This is a genomic window from Psychrobacter sp. TWR1-1-1 (assembly GCF_049895865.1).
GTDB classification, from domain to species: Bacteria; Pseudomonadota; Gammaproteobacteria; order Pseudomonadales; family Moraxellaceae; genus Psychrobacter; species Psychrobacter immobilis_A.
This window is the reverse complement of sequence record NZ_JAFCTE010000006.1, coordinates 67,603-82,719: the sequence shown is the minus strand read 5'-3', so window position 1 is coordinate 82,719 and position 15,117 is coordinate 67,603. Positions and strand designations below refer to the sequence as shown.

General features: G+C 42.4%; 11 protein-coding genes. 4 read left to right on the top strand and 7 right to left on the bottom strand.

Going from position 1 to position 15,117, the window contains the following annotated elements:
* Positions 1-93: 93 nt before the first annotated feature.
* Positions 94-1,368, bottom strand: coding sequence for an O-succinylhomoserine sulfhydrylase (locus ACP69U_RS07765; protein ID WP_426138246.1), 1,275 nt, complete (start codon positions 1,366-1,368; stop codon positions 94-96).
* Between the two features lie 479 nt (positions 1,369-1,847).
* Here ACP69U_RS07765 and ACP69U_RS07760 point away from each other — a divergent pair, with 479 nt between their 5' ends.
* The 3 genes from ACP69U_RS07760 to dusA all read left to right on the top strand — a co-directional run bounded on the left by ACP69U_RS07760 (position 1,848) and on the right by dusA (position 6,199).
* A complete protein-coding gene (locus ACP69U_RS07760) occupies positions 1,848-3,488 on the top strand; it encodes a phospholipase D family protein (protein WP_426138245.1) in 1,641 nt (546 codons plus the stop codon).
* 305 nt (positions 3,489-3,793) lie between these two features.
* Positions 3,794-5,095, top strand: coding sequence for an MFS transporter (locus tag ACP69U_RS07755; protein ID WP_201539914.1), 1,302 nt, complete (start codon positions 3,794-3,796; stop codon positions 5,093-5,095).
* A gap of 132 nt (positions 5,096-5,227) precedes the next feature.
* Entirely contained in the window at positions 5,228-6,199 is a 972-nt protein-coding gene (dusA, locus tag ACP69U_RS07750; protein WP_314884746.1) for a tRNA dihydrouridine(20/20a) synthase DusA, read from the top strand.
* Positions 6,200-6,265: 66 nt separating this feature from the next.
* Here the strand turns inward: dusA and ACP69U_RS07745 are convergent, their stop codons facing one another.
* The 4 genes from ACP69U_RS07745 to ACP69U_RS07730 all read right to left on the bottom strand — a co-directional run bounded on the left by ACP69U_RS07745 (position 6,266) and on the right by ACP69U_RS07730 (position 12,581).
* Entirely contained in the window at positions 6,266-7,054 is a 789-nt protein-coding gene (locus ACP69U_RS07745) for a CPBP family intramembrane glutamic endopeptidase (RefSeq protein WP_314884748.1), read from the bottom strand.
* Positions 7,055-7,311: 257 nt separating this feature from the next.
* Entirely contained in the window at positions 7,312-8,202 is an 891-nt protein-coding gene (locus ACP69U_RS07740) for an alpha/beta hydrolase (protein ID WP_314884750.1), read from the bottom strand.
* A 135-nt stretch (positions 8,203-8,337) separates the two neighbouring features.
* Positions 8,338-9,393: a signal peptide peptidase SppA gene (gene sppA / locus ACP69U_RS07735; RefSeq protein WP_045451362.1), complete on the bottom strand. Its 1,056-nt coding sequence runs from the start codon at positions 9,391-9,393 to the stop codon at positions 8,338-8,340.
* A gap of 206 nt (positions 9,394-9,599) precedes the next feature.
* A complete protein-coding gene (locus ACP69U_RS07730) occupies positions 9,600-12,581 on the bottom strand; it encodes a ComEC/Rec2 family competence protein (protein WP_426138244.1) in 2,982 nt (993 codons plus the stop codon).
* Positions 12,582-12,904: 323 nt separating this feature from the next.
* Between ACP69U_RS07730 and ACP69U_RS07725 the strand changes: the two genes are divergently transcribed.
* Positions 12,905-13,480 carry a DUF2062 domain-containing protein gene (locus tag ACP69U_RS07725; protein WP_426138243.1) on the top strand — a complete coding sequence of 192 codons (576 nt, stop codon included), beginning with the start codon at positions 12,905-12,907 and terminating at the stop codon, positions 13,478-13,480.
* Between the two features lie 180 nt (positions 13,481-13,660).
* On the opposite strand, the gene ACP69U_RS07720 is transcribed toward ACP69U_RS07725, so the two are convergent.
* The gene (locus tag ACP69U_RS07720) at positions 13,661-13,969 is read right to left on the bottom strand and encodes a hypothetical protein (protein ID WP_426138242.1); all 309 of its coding nucleotides are present in this window, start codon (positions 13,967-13,969) and stop codon (positions 13,661-13,663) included.
* A 443-nt stretch (positions 13,970-14,412) separates the two neighbouring features.
* Positions 14,413-15,093, bottom strand: coding sequence for a lipoprotein-releasing ABC transporter ATP-binding protein LolD (gene lolD / locus ACP69U_RS07715; RefSeq protein ID WP_045451357.1), 681 nt, complete (start codon positions 15,091-15,093; stop codon positions 14,413-14,415).
* Positions 15,094-15,117 lie beyond the last annotated feature (24 nt).

Sequence of the window (15,117 nt, the reverse complement as noted above, 5' to 3'; positions counted from 1 at the left end):
TCGTTTGACGGCAATTTATCGCATTTTTATCACCATTTTTGAAATAAGGACACGCCCTAATATAAAGTGCTAACCGCGATTATACCGTTATCTTTACAAACTGTCTAAACCACGCGCCAAATCTTTGATGATATCTTCTACATCTTCTAAACCGACCGACAAACGAATAAGGCCATCTTTGACGCCCGCTTCTGCGCGCTCTTTTGCACTCAAGCGAAAATGGGTCGTTGTTGCAGGATGAGTAATGGTGGTTTTAGCATCACCTAAATTATTAGTAATAGAAACCATTTGAGTGGAATCAATGACATGCCAAGCAGCAGCTCTTGAATCAGTGCTGTCAGAAGCCTTTACCTCAAAACCCATGATAGCACCATAGCCACCTGTCATATGATGTTGACGCGTCGCCAGTTCATGAGCAGGATGATCATTCAAACCTGAGAAATGTACGGCACTAACATTGGGATGATTGACCAAAAACTCTGCCACTTGATTGGCATTTTGACAATGCGCTTGCATACGCAGTTTCAGCGTCTCTAACCCTTTGGTAAAGACCCATGCGTTAAATGGACTCATACTGATACCGCCTGAGCGTACCACGGTAAATGCCTCTTGCATGAGCTTATCGCTGCCGACCAATGCGCCGCCAAGTACTCGACCCTGACCGTCTAAATATTTAGTTGCAGAATGAATCACCACATCGGCACCCAAATCAAGCGGACGCTGCAAAGCTGGAGTGGCAAAGCAATTATCAACGACCAATAAGATATCATTGGCTTTACACAGCTGGCTTAAAAATCCAATATCACAAATCTGTGCCAATGGATTACTAGGGCTTTCGCAATAAATGACTTTGGTGTTTGGTTGAACGGCGTTTGCCCATGCCTCATTATCGAAGCAATCAACGTAGCTGACTTCCACACCGAACTTTGCCATATAATTATTAAATAGACCAATCGATGAGCCAAATAATTGATTGGCAGCAAGCAAATGATCGCCTGCTTTCAGATATGCCAAGCACATAGTCAAAATTGCGCCCATGCCAGAGGCTGTCGCCACTGCACGCTCTCCGTTTTCAAGCGCTGCCAAACGACGCTCAAAGGTACGCACACTCGGATTGGTATGGCGTGAGTACACGTTGCCCGTCTTGTCTCCATTAAAATGTGCCGCGGCATCTGCCGCTGAGGTATAAACGTATGAGCTGGTGGTAAAAATAGCCTCTGAGTGCTCACCCTCATCGGTACGATGTTGCCCTGCCCGTACAGCAATGGTTTGCATACCATAATTGAGATCTAAGTTGAGCGCGTCACTGCGCCAGTTTGGATCTAATTTATCTACATTTTTATCATCATGGGCTTGCGACTGACTCATAAATATTCCGTTGCTTTGATTGGTATTTTGATTGATATAAAATGACTGCTTATTCTTCTGATTATCGACCGAATGCATCAGCGTTATCATATCATGTCAACTTATTCCACACAGCTGGTTTCAAGCGATGGCTAAATATTATTTTTGAATACACATCTATCTCTTTCTTAACAACAGATGAAAGAGAGACGATAAGTAAATAATGACTGGATAAGTCGCTAAATCTAACAAAAATAACGTATTTATAATAGGCATAGATGACGACAGCTGATAAGCTTAGCGGCGATTTAATTTTTGCCTTGGGCGATATTGTTATACGCTTCGTAATCAGTGCTATCATCGGTAAAATAAACGATGCACTAGCGCATGTCCTTCATTCAATTGATAGTCTTTTTAATGGGCTAAAAATGAGGACATGCCCTCTCGCTTACTTTCTAACAAATACTTCTTTATGTAAGGCTCACTAAGGTAATTCATTTATGTCGATGTTCAGTATAGAACCAAGCAACTTATCGTTGAGTCTAACACTCGGACTAACCTTAGGTCTTAGTGGATGTCAGGTTTTGCCAAAACAGCCGCACTTACCTGAAAGCCAAGCATTATCAGCACGAGTACATGACTTATATCAACAAGAAGACAATCAAGAAACTGGACAAAGTGACACAGTAGCAACCAATGACATTGATTTGGTAGCATCGATTAGCGAGCAGAATGATATTCACCCAGATTTATCCGGCTATCACCCCATTGTAACTGGTGCCAATGCTTTTGCTTCTCGCAGTATATTAACGGACATGTCCACACGTAATATCGATGCGCAGTATTATATTTGGCATAATGACCAAGCTGGTCAGCTACTATTGAAAGATCTGTGGGAAGCGGCTGAACGCGGCATCATTGTACGCTTATTATTAGATGATTTTAATAACGATGCCACCTTCGATCAGCATTTATTACGTTTTTCCAGTCATCCGAACATTGCGGTACGAATCATCAATCCGCTGATGCACCGTAAGTTTCAAACATTAAACTACGTCACAGGTCTGCCACGTATCAATCGCCGCATGCACAATAAAAGCATGACTTTTGATAAGCAGATTACCATCATTGGGGGACGTAATATTGGCAATGAATACTTAAGCAATGACCAAAATAGTCAATTTGCGGATTTGGATGTTTTACTCATCGGTAAAGTCGTCGCAGATATTGACAACAGTTTTTCAAGCTATTGGTCGTCGCCTTTGTCATTTGACATTGAAACGCTAGTGAAGCCTGACAACAATACAGCGCCTGATTTCCTAGCGGCACTGGACAAGCTCGGTCAGGATGAAAAAGATAGCGACAATCATTTGACGGTGTATAAAGAAGCGCTAGAAGAGTCAACGATAGACAGTGACTTGGTCAACAAACGCGTGCCTTTTCGCTGGACAGACATGCAGTTTTTGAGTGATGATGTGGGCAAGCTGACCAAAACAGTACCAGCGGATACCAATTTGGTGCATCAATTGCGTACCTTATTAGGCAGTCCAACCAAAAAGCTAACCATCATTTCCTCTTATTTTGTACCCACCAAAGATGGTGTCAATACTTTAGTGCAATTGGCTGAAGCTGGTATCGAGATTAAGATTTTGACCAATTCATTTGATGCGACCGACGTGACTGCTGTGCATTCTGGCTATAGTCAATGGCGACCTAACTTGCTGCGCGCTGGTGTCAAAATCTACGAGCTAAAATCCACCGCCTCTGAGGAAAAACGCGAAAACAAGCTTTGGAAAGCTCGTAGTCAATCCTCAACCAGTTTACATGCAAAAACGTTTGCCGTTGATGACTATCAAGTATTCATTGGCTCCTATAATGTCGACCCTCGCTCTGCCAATATCAATACAGAAATGGGTGTGATCATCAATGATGATGAGCTGGCAAAACAATTGCATGGTGCGCTGAGCGATGACCTGCTAAACCAAGCTTATGAAGTCAAACTATCAGATAATGGTAAGCTACAGTGGCATACTATGGAAGACGATAAAAAAGTAGTTTACGATTCAGAGCCACGCGTCGATATCAGCGATCATGTCTGGCTGACTATCATGTCATGGCTACCTATTGATTGGTTGCTATAGCTGCCATCATCAAAAACACTCTAAAACTTGGTCATATTTACATAATAACAGCGCTATTGAGTGATTCTTTGACCCAATTTTTTTTAGTTTGAATACTTTTTAGTTGGAGTGCTTTTCATTTAAGCACTATTCATTCAAGTGCTCTTAACTCCGATGCTTATTGCTCAATAACTGTTAGCTCAAACGTCTTTATTTTTTCGGCAAATCATTATTTTTCATATTGATTTGTCGTTTTTTATTATAGCCGGTTATCCAGATAATAATCGGCTTAACGAATACTATTATATGTGGATGCGCGACCTATTATGCCTTCTCGTTCTCAATATGCAATGATGTCTTCTAAAGACAGAAACACCGTACTGTTTATCTGCTTTAGCAGCGCAGTCGCGTTTTTTGATTTTTTGATTTATTTATATCTAGCAGATATCATGGCGACCGCTTTTTTCCCTGCTAATATCGACCCAGCTATTACAAAGGTGCAAGGGCTTGGTCTATTTGCAATTGGCTATTTGGCACGCCCACTTGGCGGTATTATCTTTGGTCGTTATGGTGATATCAAAGGCCGAAAACCCATACTATTGATCAGTATATTAGTGACGGCGGTCAGCTTGTTGGCGATGGCATGCTTACCGACCTATGGGCAATGGGGGTTGATTGCACCAACCTTATTTATAGTCTTGAGGCTGATACAAGGCATGGCATTTGGTCTTTATGTGCCACTCGCTTGGGTTTTTGTGGCAGAGCATGTACCGCGCCAATATTCGTCAGTATCTTGTAGCTATGTCACCGCCAGTTTTTATGTAGGCGTGCTGTTTTCTAATGCCTTTTTTCTTTGGTTAACCAATTCTATGACGACTGAGCAATTGGCTAATTACGGCTGGCGCTTGCCATTTTTCATCGCGGCTATTCTGAGTTTATTACCATTACTGGCGTGGCGATGGATAGATGAGTCACCCTTTTTTCTGGAAATGAAAAACTCAAAACCAAGCGATTATGTTGCCAAACCCTTCAATTTACTCTTTAAGCATTGCAAGCATTCGCTATTTATCGGCATGGTTCTCACGCTTATTATTTCTAGCATCACGACCGTTGTTGTGCTATTGCTACCTGATTTGATTGAATTACGTTTTACCTTAGACAGCGATTTATTTGGATTCTCACACAGTCTGGGTATTGTGTTCATGGTTTTTGGTTGTATTTTTTATGGGATAATATCCAACCACCAAAACTTCGGTAAAATTCTGACGGTTGGCTCTATTCTTTTGATCGCTCAGATGTTTGCCTTTTTTTACCATCTGCAAGCCAGCGGTGACTACATCCTTATTATGTATGCGCTTTTAGGCTTTTGTGCTGGCATCGTTGGGATGATACCTGCCATCCTTGTACAGTTATTTCCGACCAATGTACGATTAACAGGAATGGCTTTTTGTTATAATATCGCCTACGGTATTGTCGGAGTGCTTGTGCCTTTTGGACTGGGTTATGCCACTCTGTATGTGAGTTTCTCACCAGCGCTCTACATTGCATTTATCGGTTTTATCGGCATAATAATGGGTATTTATTTTTATAATTTGCCTGAATTCAAAAAAATCGACCACATTATTTAGCTAGTAGGTAGCTGCCTATTGTCTGCATAACAATTGAAATTACAAAATTAAGGTGCAATCGTATGTCTCATACATTGCACCTTGTTCATTTATTTAAGACACCAATATTATAAAATATTAAGGCTCAAAACCATGGTTGATATGACCAACAAACGTCTTTCCGTTGCACCCATGATTGATTGGACAACGACGGATTATCGTTATTTTGCTCGGCTTTTTAATCCACATGTTTATTTGTACACCGAGATGATCAGTACGGGCGCGCTGATACATGGCAATCGAGCACGGCATCTGCGCTTTGATACGCTTGAGCATCCGCTGGTACTACAGCTGGGCGGCGCAGATATTAGCGAGATGACGCAATGTGCTGAATTTGCGCAGCAGCATGGTTATGATGAGGTCAATATCAATGTTGGTTGTCCCTCTGATCGCGTCCAACATAATAAAATAGGTGCGTGTTTGATGGCGGAGCCTAATACGGTCGCTGATTTGGTCAAACACATGCAAGCGGCAGTCGATATCCCAGTAACCGTGAAGCATCGTATTGGTATCGATGATTTTGACAGTTATGAGTTTATGGTGGATTTTGTAGAAAAAGTGGCAGCAGCAGGTTGTACACGCTTTATTGTCCATGCACGTACTGCATGGCTACAAGGGCTTAGCCCCAAGCAAAATCGAGAAATACCACCGCTACGTTATGAGGATGTCTATCGTCTCAAACAAGATTTTCCACAGCTTGATATCGAGATTAATGGCGGCATCGATACCGTTAAAGACATCGAAGCACATTTGCAGCATGTGGATGGCGTGATGATTGGTCGCGCGTTTTATCACAACCCTTACCTATTAGCAGAAACCAATAGCTTATGGAACGAACCAGCACCTAAGCGTTCAGATATTCTAGCGCAGCTGTATCCGTATATGGAGGCGCAGATTGCTAAAGGTGAAGCACTGCCAACGATGACAAGACATTATTTAGGGCTGTTTCAAGGACTGACGGGTGCGCGCAAATGGCGACAAGCGTTAAGTGGCAAACCTCAGCTAACAATCGACGATATCAAACGGGCAGCGGATGAGGTGTTACTACTAAATCCTGATGCTTAAGAAAATTCATTATTATGACGATAGCTATAAAAGTGTAATAATAACGCCGAAATAGCCATTACTTATTTAAGCGGTTTGCGCAATATATTGCCACATCGCCGCCCCATTATTCACGATATGCAATAATATCGGCAGTAACAGCGAGCCTGACTTGATACGCGCGTAGCAAAATATCAATGCCAGTACCACAATGGTACTGATTTCATAAATACCATACTGCACATGGATCACCGCAAATATCAAGCTAGTCACGACACTTGCTACGATCGCCCCTCGATGCTTTGAATAAGTTGACGAGGTAAATTGCTCTGCGATCGCTGACCATAATAGACCACGAAATATCAGCTCTTCATAGATTGGCGCGACAATGACCATTGCAAATATCAACAGCCATACTGAGCTGACAGACTGATATAAAGGGTCGACGAAGAGCAATGGCGATTTATCAAGTAAATAAGTCAATGCCTGACTGCCAATCATAAATACCAATAGCAGCCCAAGCAATCCCATACCCACCGCAAATGAGAACGGCTTTAGCGCTAAATACTGCCGACTATCGCCGCCTCTTACACGGATCACTAAAAGGCTAATAGCAATCAATAGCACGCAGCCTATGATAATAGAGAGGCTAACCACAGTGCCATCGTTACTACCAAAAAAGAAGATATCAGCCATGGTTGAATTTTTAGAAGCCGGTAAGACCAGCTTGCCAGCGATATATACGCCTAGCAGCTGACTGATAAAAAATGCCATCAGCATACCAACAGTCAGTAGAAAGACACCCAACCTTGAAAATAGCGGCGTGCGCTTAGGCGGCGTATTAAGATTGTGCGAACCAGTAGCATTTTTTAGCATAAAGTCATTACTCAAACGGATATTTTGTCAGCTCGCATCTAGGGCGTGTCCTCAATTCAATCGATTATCCTCTAAATGAGTTAAAAATGGCTAAATTTTGCCAAACATCGTTAAATAGCTTATCAATATCTCGATATCTCGATATTATTTGCGCTACTTTCCTTGTTTGACGGCAATTTATCTCATTTTTATGACCATTTTTAAAATGAGGACACGCCCTAGCATAAGCAATAATGAGCAGAAATAGTCATCAGCGATTATGTTGGTAGTTGCTGCTCAATCAATGATAATACTTGCTGAGAGACCGACTCTGGATACTCAAGTGGAAACATATGACCACCGGCATGGGTCTCATAAGGAATATTCAAACGCGACTTTATTTGTTGCGGAAATCGGCGTTTTAAAAAGATACTGTCTTGACCGATAATCAAAGTAACAGGCGGCTTTGGTCCATGATTTGGTGCCAGCCAATACCAAGATGGATTGGTGCGAAAGACAGCGACCTCACTGGCTTTCGGAATCGCCAATGTCACTTTGCCATCCGCACGTTCGTGTAGCCCATGCTCGATATAGCCTTGAAAACTGCGTTCATCAAAGTTTTTAAAAAAGCCTTTGTGCCGCATCTTATCGTACGCATCTGCGCGGCTCTCCCAGACATCACGGCGATGCTTAGACACGCCAGCTGGTGACAATTTATCCATCAGGCGGTTATTCATCATCGGCAATCTATCCGCCGTCTTTGCCAAATGCCATAGCAAGCTCACTTTGCCATAAATCCAAGGTGGATCCATGAGTACCGCTTGGGCAAAGTACTGCGGCGCACGATACAATGCCTGCAAGGTACACATCGCACCCAGCGAATGACCCACTGCCACTACTTGTGTCACGCCATGCTTTTCACATGCATTTTTGACACTATCAATAATCTGCTGTGTAAGGCTACGCCAATGGTCATCGACTGGATAATCAGGCGTTGCACCCAGCATGGCAATATATTCAATGGTAAAAAATTCTGCTAACTTCTCAAAAAATGGTTGATAAACCGCACTTGGCATCCCATTTGCATGAGCAAAATGCAGGACAGGTTTGTTGGTTATTGTAGAGACAGGTAAAGCAGTAAAAGTTGGCAAATTAATTTTATCACTCATGACAAGCTCTCTTCGATTTAAGTCGCTATTTAGGGTATTTTCTATAATCATTGAATCTCATATACAATTAAGGCTGAGCATAATCATACGCTCAGCCTCAACAATCATACACAGTAAATCTCAAACATAAAACGCTTAACGCATCTGCGCATTACCTTCTTCTTGCGGTAAAACATCAAGGCTGACACTAGAGCCAATGCCCGCACCCAATTTAACAGCAAAGCGGTCCATGAATAATTGGAACGGATCTGTTGGGCTATAATTGATGACATTATCCAGCTCTAACTGCTTTTCTAAGCTAGCGATGCTGCCTTTCTTATCGGCTAAGCCAAGTTCAATAGACTGCTCGCCTGTCCAGAATAATCCTGAGAACAGCTTATTTTGTTCAGGATTTTTGAGACGATCGCCGCGACCTTCTTTCACTGCATTAATGAAATGCTTGTGGGTGTTGTCCAATACTTTTTCGACATGTTTTTCTTCATAATCCGTTAACGGACGTGACAAACTTAAGATGTCTTTGTATTCACCAGCAGTAATCGTACGATCTTCTACGCCGACTTTATCCATCAAACCTTTGATGTTATAGCTTGGCATAATCACGCCGATAGAGCCAACCAAACTTGATGGGTTCACATAAATCTCATCCGCCGCAGAAGCAATATAATACGCGCCAGAAGCACCCATATCACCAATCACTGCATAGAGTTTTTTGTCTGGATATTCTTTACGCAAATCCATCATAGTCTGCCAAATCTCATCAGACTGTACTGGTGAGCCACCAGGTGAATTGATATCCAATGCTACCGCCTTTGAATTGCTGTTTTCAAAAGCACGGGTCAATGCCTCATTGACATCATAAGCGTTGGCCACATCGCCACTACTAATGACACCTTGTAGCTCAACCACAGCTAAATGCGGCTTGCTCGTGTCGACACCATCTAAACCCGTTGGTGCGCTGCTGCTGCAACTACGACCAAGCGTTAGAAATATCAGTAAAATATAACCAAAGGTCAATAGTTTAAAAAAGATACTCCAGCGACGGGCGCGGCGTTGCTCGACCACACTAGCCAATAAAGTGTTTTCAAGCAATCGCCATTCTTGTCCACTCGGCTGGCTTGGCGGCGACATCGGTACTGGCTGATTTGCCGAATTGTCAGGACGTTTGTTAGGGTCTGGTGGCCAGTTGGGCATATAACTTCCTAAGTCAGAAACAGTCTAAAGCAATAAAAAGAGAAGATAGAAATACAGTCAGTAATAAGGAGCTGCTTCTCACTCCAAATACGTTCACAGTCATCTATATTCATAGGCTGCTAAGTATGGTGGTATTTCAATCATGGTTCAATAGTATAACTGTGAAATATCACTATATTGTAACATTGATTAGATAAGCGATATTTTTACGGCGTCATATTAGTAGTATCTACTGCCGCATTGAGAGACAACGTTGCTTCTAGCATTTTGTCATCATAAGTGATCATTTCATTGATGATTTGACGATTTATCACATCGGTAGTTATCTGTGATGTGCTATGTCCTAGCCATGTCACATTACGAAAAGTGCGTGGTTGCTCAGGTGGCCCGACTGAACATAACAATGTCCACATTTGCCAAATACGCTGATGAGTATCTGCATTTAATATCAGACGTGCCTGAGGCATATTGGCTTGATGAGTCGATGGATGGCTACTTGATGTGAGTATCTGCGCAGTGGCAGGTGTTGATTTGAGTGGATCAGCCGCATTATACTTTAACACCCTTATGGGCAAGTTGGCATCTATAGCCACCGTACAATCCCAAACACTCGGACTGTCTATTTTGCTCCATCCTGTCAATGCTTGTATGGACAAATCACCATTGCCCAACTGCCACGTTTTGCCTTGTTCACAACGTTGCACACTGATATTCGTCATGTCCTTGGGTTGACTGCTGACTTTATAGGCTTGCTGAAATGCAGACCAACGATCAGAGCGTCCTGCTTGCCAATACTGGCTAATAGGTAAACGCTGATTAAGCTGAAAAACCGTCAAAGGCAACAGCGCAGAAGCATTAGAAGCTAAATACTTCTTATCAGTAGTAAGCGTATCCGTCAATCTAGCACTACTACTCTGCACGACTATACCCTCTAGTGTATCAACTGACAAGCTACCCAGCTGCTGCGCTAATGTCATCGACAGCTTATGCGCCGTTAGATTACTGGGCATCGTTCGTGCGACATTGGGTCTGTGGTCAGATAAAAATAGCCAGCTGATGTTGTTCTTATGCGTATCTGTTGTGGATGACTGCTTATTATTGGTAACAGGATACTGCAACAAAGCAGCGCTTATATAGGGGTCACCCGTTGGTAAGATATACAAGGTCGGTATTGTCGTTAGTGATTGCTGATTGGCATAGACCGTCATCATTAATAAGGTTAGTGGCGGCAGTGCCAGCAAACGACTGATAAATCCTCGTGGTAGTAGCCATGGCAACATACTTAATAGTACCATCAGCAATATGGCGACATTCACAGGGGTATAAAGCCACGCTTCTGACAATGCTGGTAATGAGGTTAACCACGTTATCAGTTCATGCAATTTCGCGACAATGGCGCTAACAAGCAGCCAAATACTATCAGCAATAGCAGGTGATAAAAGATAGCAAAGCCCTGCCAACAGATTAAGCGGCACAATCACCCAACCAAATAAGCCGATAGCAAACAGATTGATGACAAGACCCCAAAGCGACGCCTTGCCAAATAATAACAATGTAATAGGTAATAAAGTAATAAATAGCCAAAATTGTAATTTGAATACACGTTTGACTATTATCCAAACACGCTTGAACGCAGTCTCTACTACACTGGCACTATGAGCAGATGCCGTTTTTGATATGACAGCTGATTGCGTATATGACGTATCATCATATTTAAGGAGTAATGCCACTGCGATAAAAGATAGCCAGTACCCTGCCTGCCATAATACATAGGGATCAAGCCATGCCATCAACACTGCCAAGGCAAACAACACCCGCATCGTACTAACCGGCAATAATGTTAAACGTACCAAACCTATCGCGAATAACATCCATGCGGTACGAGCAGCAGGTACATCAAAACCAGTAAATAACGCATAAATAAAAGCAGCAGCGATCATCACCCACCAGCGCGCTTGCCAACGCGGTACATAACGATAAATCCTTGGCCATAACCGATCAAAAAGCAACACCGCCGCACCCGCCAGCATAATCGCTAAAAACAATACATGAGTGCCAGAGATAGCCAGCAAATGTGAAATACCAGCCAGTTGATATAGATCCTTGGTATCGCGATTGATTAAACTGCGATCACCTGTGAGCAAACTTAAAGTGACTGCTTTTGCCTGTTGCGCTGCTGTGGTCTGTGTTGACCAATCTTGATAAAAATGCTGGCGTAATTGCCAACGTCCTTGGTTGATATAAGTCTGAAAACGCTGCAGATATGAAGAAGAGGCAAACGCTGGCTTTGATAACTCAGTATTGGTGACATTTGATGTGCCAACGGTCAATATATTAGCGACTCCATCAATATGACGACCTCGCAGCCAGCGATAACTGTCAAAACCAGATGGATTGCTCAACGCTTGCTCAGAGGTCGCCAGTGGTGCAAGCGCTAAACTCATAAACAGCTGATCGCCAGGTTGTAAGTAATTTAAGCGGTCAAACGGATTGCTGTCCAAATTTTTCTTGGATGATTGTTTTGATGGTTTTTTTGGATAAGCGTTGAGCAATACACGGTACGTGACATTCTTACCGTTATTGTTATTTGAGTTATTTTCATACAATTTATTATTGCTTAGGCTATTATTTTCATCTATTAGAAAGTTACTGGTCATGGCATCTAAATCTTTAACCGCCAACGCCGACATCAAGGGTGATATATCACTAATGACAGCAACTTGTCGATAGCCACTGTCCGTGGCGACGTCATAAACGCTGTCACTTATTCCTTCGATGGTGACTAATGCTTGTACACGCATTGGCTCAGTGATTTCTGTTAGTTCTGCTTGCTGATGGCTAATCAGGGCTTGCAGCGCACTGCCAATGATTAATCCAATTGCCAATACAGCAACTAAAACATGATTCGAAATACGAAAGAAGAGTTTAGATTTATGTGAAATATTATATGAAGGATTACGTGAAGAGAGACCAGCATTATGTTGCGATAAATGGCTGGGTTTTGCAAAAGGTACATTAAACTGGGCAATAACAATCAGTATAATAGCAAAAATAATGAGCGACAAAGATAAGATAGGAGTATTCAATATATCCATTAACGATGAACTAGTGGGTATCGCCATACTATCTGCGACTGCCAAAACGCCCATCATGGCGATAATAATCAAGCTACCAATCAACCAGTACACCAGCGCTCCTTGCTTGATGAGGTGAATATTAGTTTTTGCCTAAATAAAGCCATTTATGATGATAAATAGCCACTTAATATGACGAAAATGTACCGAAACACCAAAACACAGATTGATACTTAAACCAGCAACAACAACTGATACGTCATGCAATAGCATTTATATAACTATTACCCTATACTAACTGACATATTGCGATGATGATAATCTGACATCATTATCCTATATATCCTCAGCTGTACACTTTATGAATAATATTACTTTATAGCAGACCATCAATGCGATTGAGCGGACTGTAGCTAACGATTACAAAAGGCGATCCTGTGCCCCAAAAACGTCTGAAAGACCTGCTTCCTACGCCAGAGAAAATCTTAGAAAGTCGCACCTTAAAACTGTTCGCACCGCATTTGGCTGATCCACGATTATGGCACTTTAATCGACATAGCTTAAATAAAGCGGTCTATATCGGGGTGCTTAGTGCATTTTTCCCATTGCCAGGGCAAATGCTACTGGCTCTAGTTGGCTCATTAATTTTCCGTGCCAATGTTCCCATGGCACTCGGTTTGACTTGGATTACCAATCCACTCACGAGCTTGCCCATCTTTTATGCAGGCTATTATATCGGTGCCAAAATCCTTGACGTACCGATGATTAGTCTGCGGCTTATCGGCAGGATGATTGCTGATTTTAGCTTATGGGCACTATCAGATGGTGCAAATCCATTTATTACTTATCGCGGCACGGTATCGATTGCTGCTTTTTGCATAGGCTTGACGATTTTAGCGATTGTGACCAGCATCGTTTGTGGACTGGCATTTAAGGCGGTTTGGCGCTACAAAACCGTCGTGAGCTGGCAAAAACGTCAGCAAGAACCTTCTAATAAACCGCCTAAAACCTAATATATGCTGCTGTTACCAAGTCATGGTAACCTTAACCTAGCGCACCACCTTTTACTGCTAACCATTCGCTAACGCCAGCAATCTAGGTTACCATCTACCCTCGATTATTCTATGCTATGTCTCGATATCACCTTCTGGCTATGACCTAAAAACAAAAGCCATTTTCTTTGTTGATACCCATCACTCTGCTTCTTTATTCTTTTCTATGGCAGCAAGGATGTTGTCCGTAAGGCTAGTGTCCATCTCGAAAACTCCAACCACGTTTTCATCTCTAAGCAATGTATAGCGTTTGCCCGTTGCACTGTCTTGAGCTTTTAGATCATAATCAACGCCAGCCAAAGTAATGGCATCAAAAACGGGTGTTAATAGATCTATTTGTGCCTGTTTATCAATTGTCTCGAATAACGTCACATCCATATAGGGTTTTAAAGGTTCATTGCCTTCTTCGGCACTGCCAAAAGCAGCGATTGGGTCGTCATCTCTATCCATAATAATAATCCTTCTTTAATCAATTGGCGGCATTTTTCAGCCCCATTTTGCGTTTATTTTTATTACAAACTTAGTGTCTGTTGAACATAAATCTTGTCGTTCTAGGGTATATCCTCATTTAATAATGATGATAAAAGCAAGACAAATTGCCGTTAAACAAGAGAAATAACACAGATCATAGTGATATTAATCAGCAGTTCAGTTCAACGACGTTTGACAAATTTTAGCCCATGTATAGTCAAGGAATTTTAGAATCGCTACAAGGCGACCGACCGCAGATAGTACACTGAGTACGTCTAGGGCGGGTAACACCGTAGCGGTTTAAAAGTGCTCTGACTATAGATATCCATTGACTTAAATCAGGACACACCCTACTACTTAATAACCATAACCATTTACGCTATTAAAAATAAAGCGTTAAAAAATGCAGTGTTAAAAAACAGTTAATACTGCTCCCAATGACCATTACGTAGCAATAACTGACGATCTGCCAGCGCCGCGAGATTGCGATCATGTGTCACCATTAATAAGGCTGTTTGCATGGTATTTTGCAGCTCTGATAATAATCCAAACACGCTTTGCGCATTGTCATAGTCCAAATTACCAGTTGGCTCGTCTGCCAAAATGAGCGATGGCTTCGTAACCAAAGCACGGGCAATAGCCACACGCTGGCGCTCACCGCCCGATAGCTCACCAGGTCTATGCGCCAGACGATGCTCAAGTCCGACACTTTCTAGTATCGCAATTGCTTGCTCTCTTGCTGAAGTCGTTGAGACTTCTGGTCGCATCAGTAACGGCATCGCAACGTTTTCAATGGCAGTAAATTCGGCTAATAAGTGATGAAACTGATAAATAAATCCCAGATGCTTGTTACGCATGGCACCGCGCTCAGTTTCATTCATGCTATTTAACAATTGACCATGTAGCCAGACCTCACCGCTGGTTGGCGTATCAAGACCACCAAGCAAGTGTAGCAAAGTGCTCTTGCCTGAACCACTGGTGCCAACGATGGCGATGCGCTCGCCAGCATGGACGGTCAAATCCAAGCCAGTCAGTACTTGCGTACTAACCGCCCCTTCATCATATATCTTGTTGATATTTTTCGCCTCTAAAATGGCAGACATGGCTTTTCCTTTATTCTATTTATA

What these genes read in the sequence shown, in the direction of transcription:
- lolD (WP_045451357.1), bottom strand. Translation starts at nt 15,093, where the DNA reads ATGTCTGCCATTTTAGAGGCGAAAAATATCAACAAGATATATGATGAA.
- ACP69U_RS07765 (WP_426138246.1), bottom strand. Translation starts at nt 1,368, where the DNA reads ATGAGTCAGTCGCAAGCCCATGATGATAAAAATGTAGATAAATTAGAT.
- dusA (WP_314884746.1), top strand. Translation starts at nt 5,228, where the DNA reads ATGGTTGATATGACCAACAAACGTCTTTCCGTTGCACCCATGATTGAT.
- ACP69U_RS07745 (WP_314884748.1), bottom strand. Translation starts at nt 7,054, where the DNA reads ATGCTAAAAAATGCTACTGGTTCGCACAATCTTAATACGCCGCCTAAG.
- ACP69U_RS07755 (WP_201539914.1), top strand. Translation starts at nt 3,794, where the DNA reads ATGCCTTCTCGTTCTCAATATGCAATGATGTCTTCTAAAGACAGAAAC.
- ACP69U_RS07720 (WP_426138242.1), bottom strand. Translation starts at nt 13,969, where the DNA reads ATGGATAGAGATGACGACCCAATCGCTGCTTTTGGCAGTGCCGAAGAA.
- ACP69U_RS07740 (WP_314884750.1), bottom strand. Translation starts at nt 8,202, where the DNA reads ATGAGTGATAAAATTAATTTGCCAACTTTTACTGCTTTACCTGTCTCT.
- sppA (WP_045451362.1), bottom strand. Translation starts at nt 9,393, where the DNA reads ATGCCCAACTGGCCACCAGACCCTAACAAACGTCCTGACAATTCGGCA.
- ACP69U_RS07760 (WP_426138245.1), top strand. Translation starts at nt 1,848, where the DNA reads ATGTCGATGTTCAGTATAGAACCAAGCAACTTATCGTTGAGTCTAACA.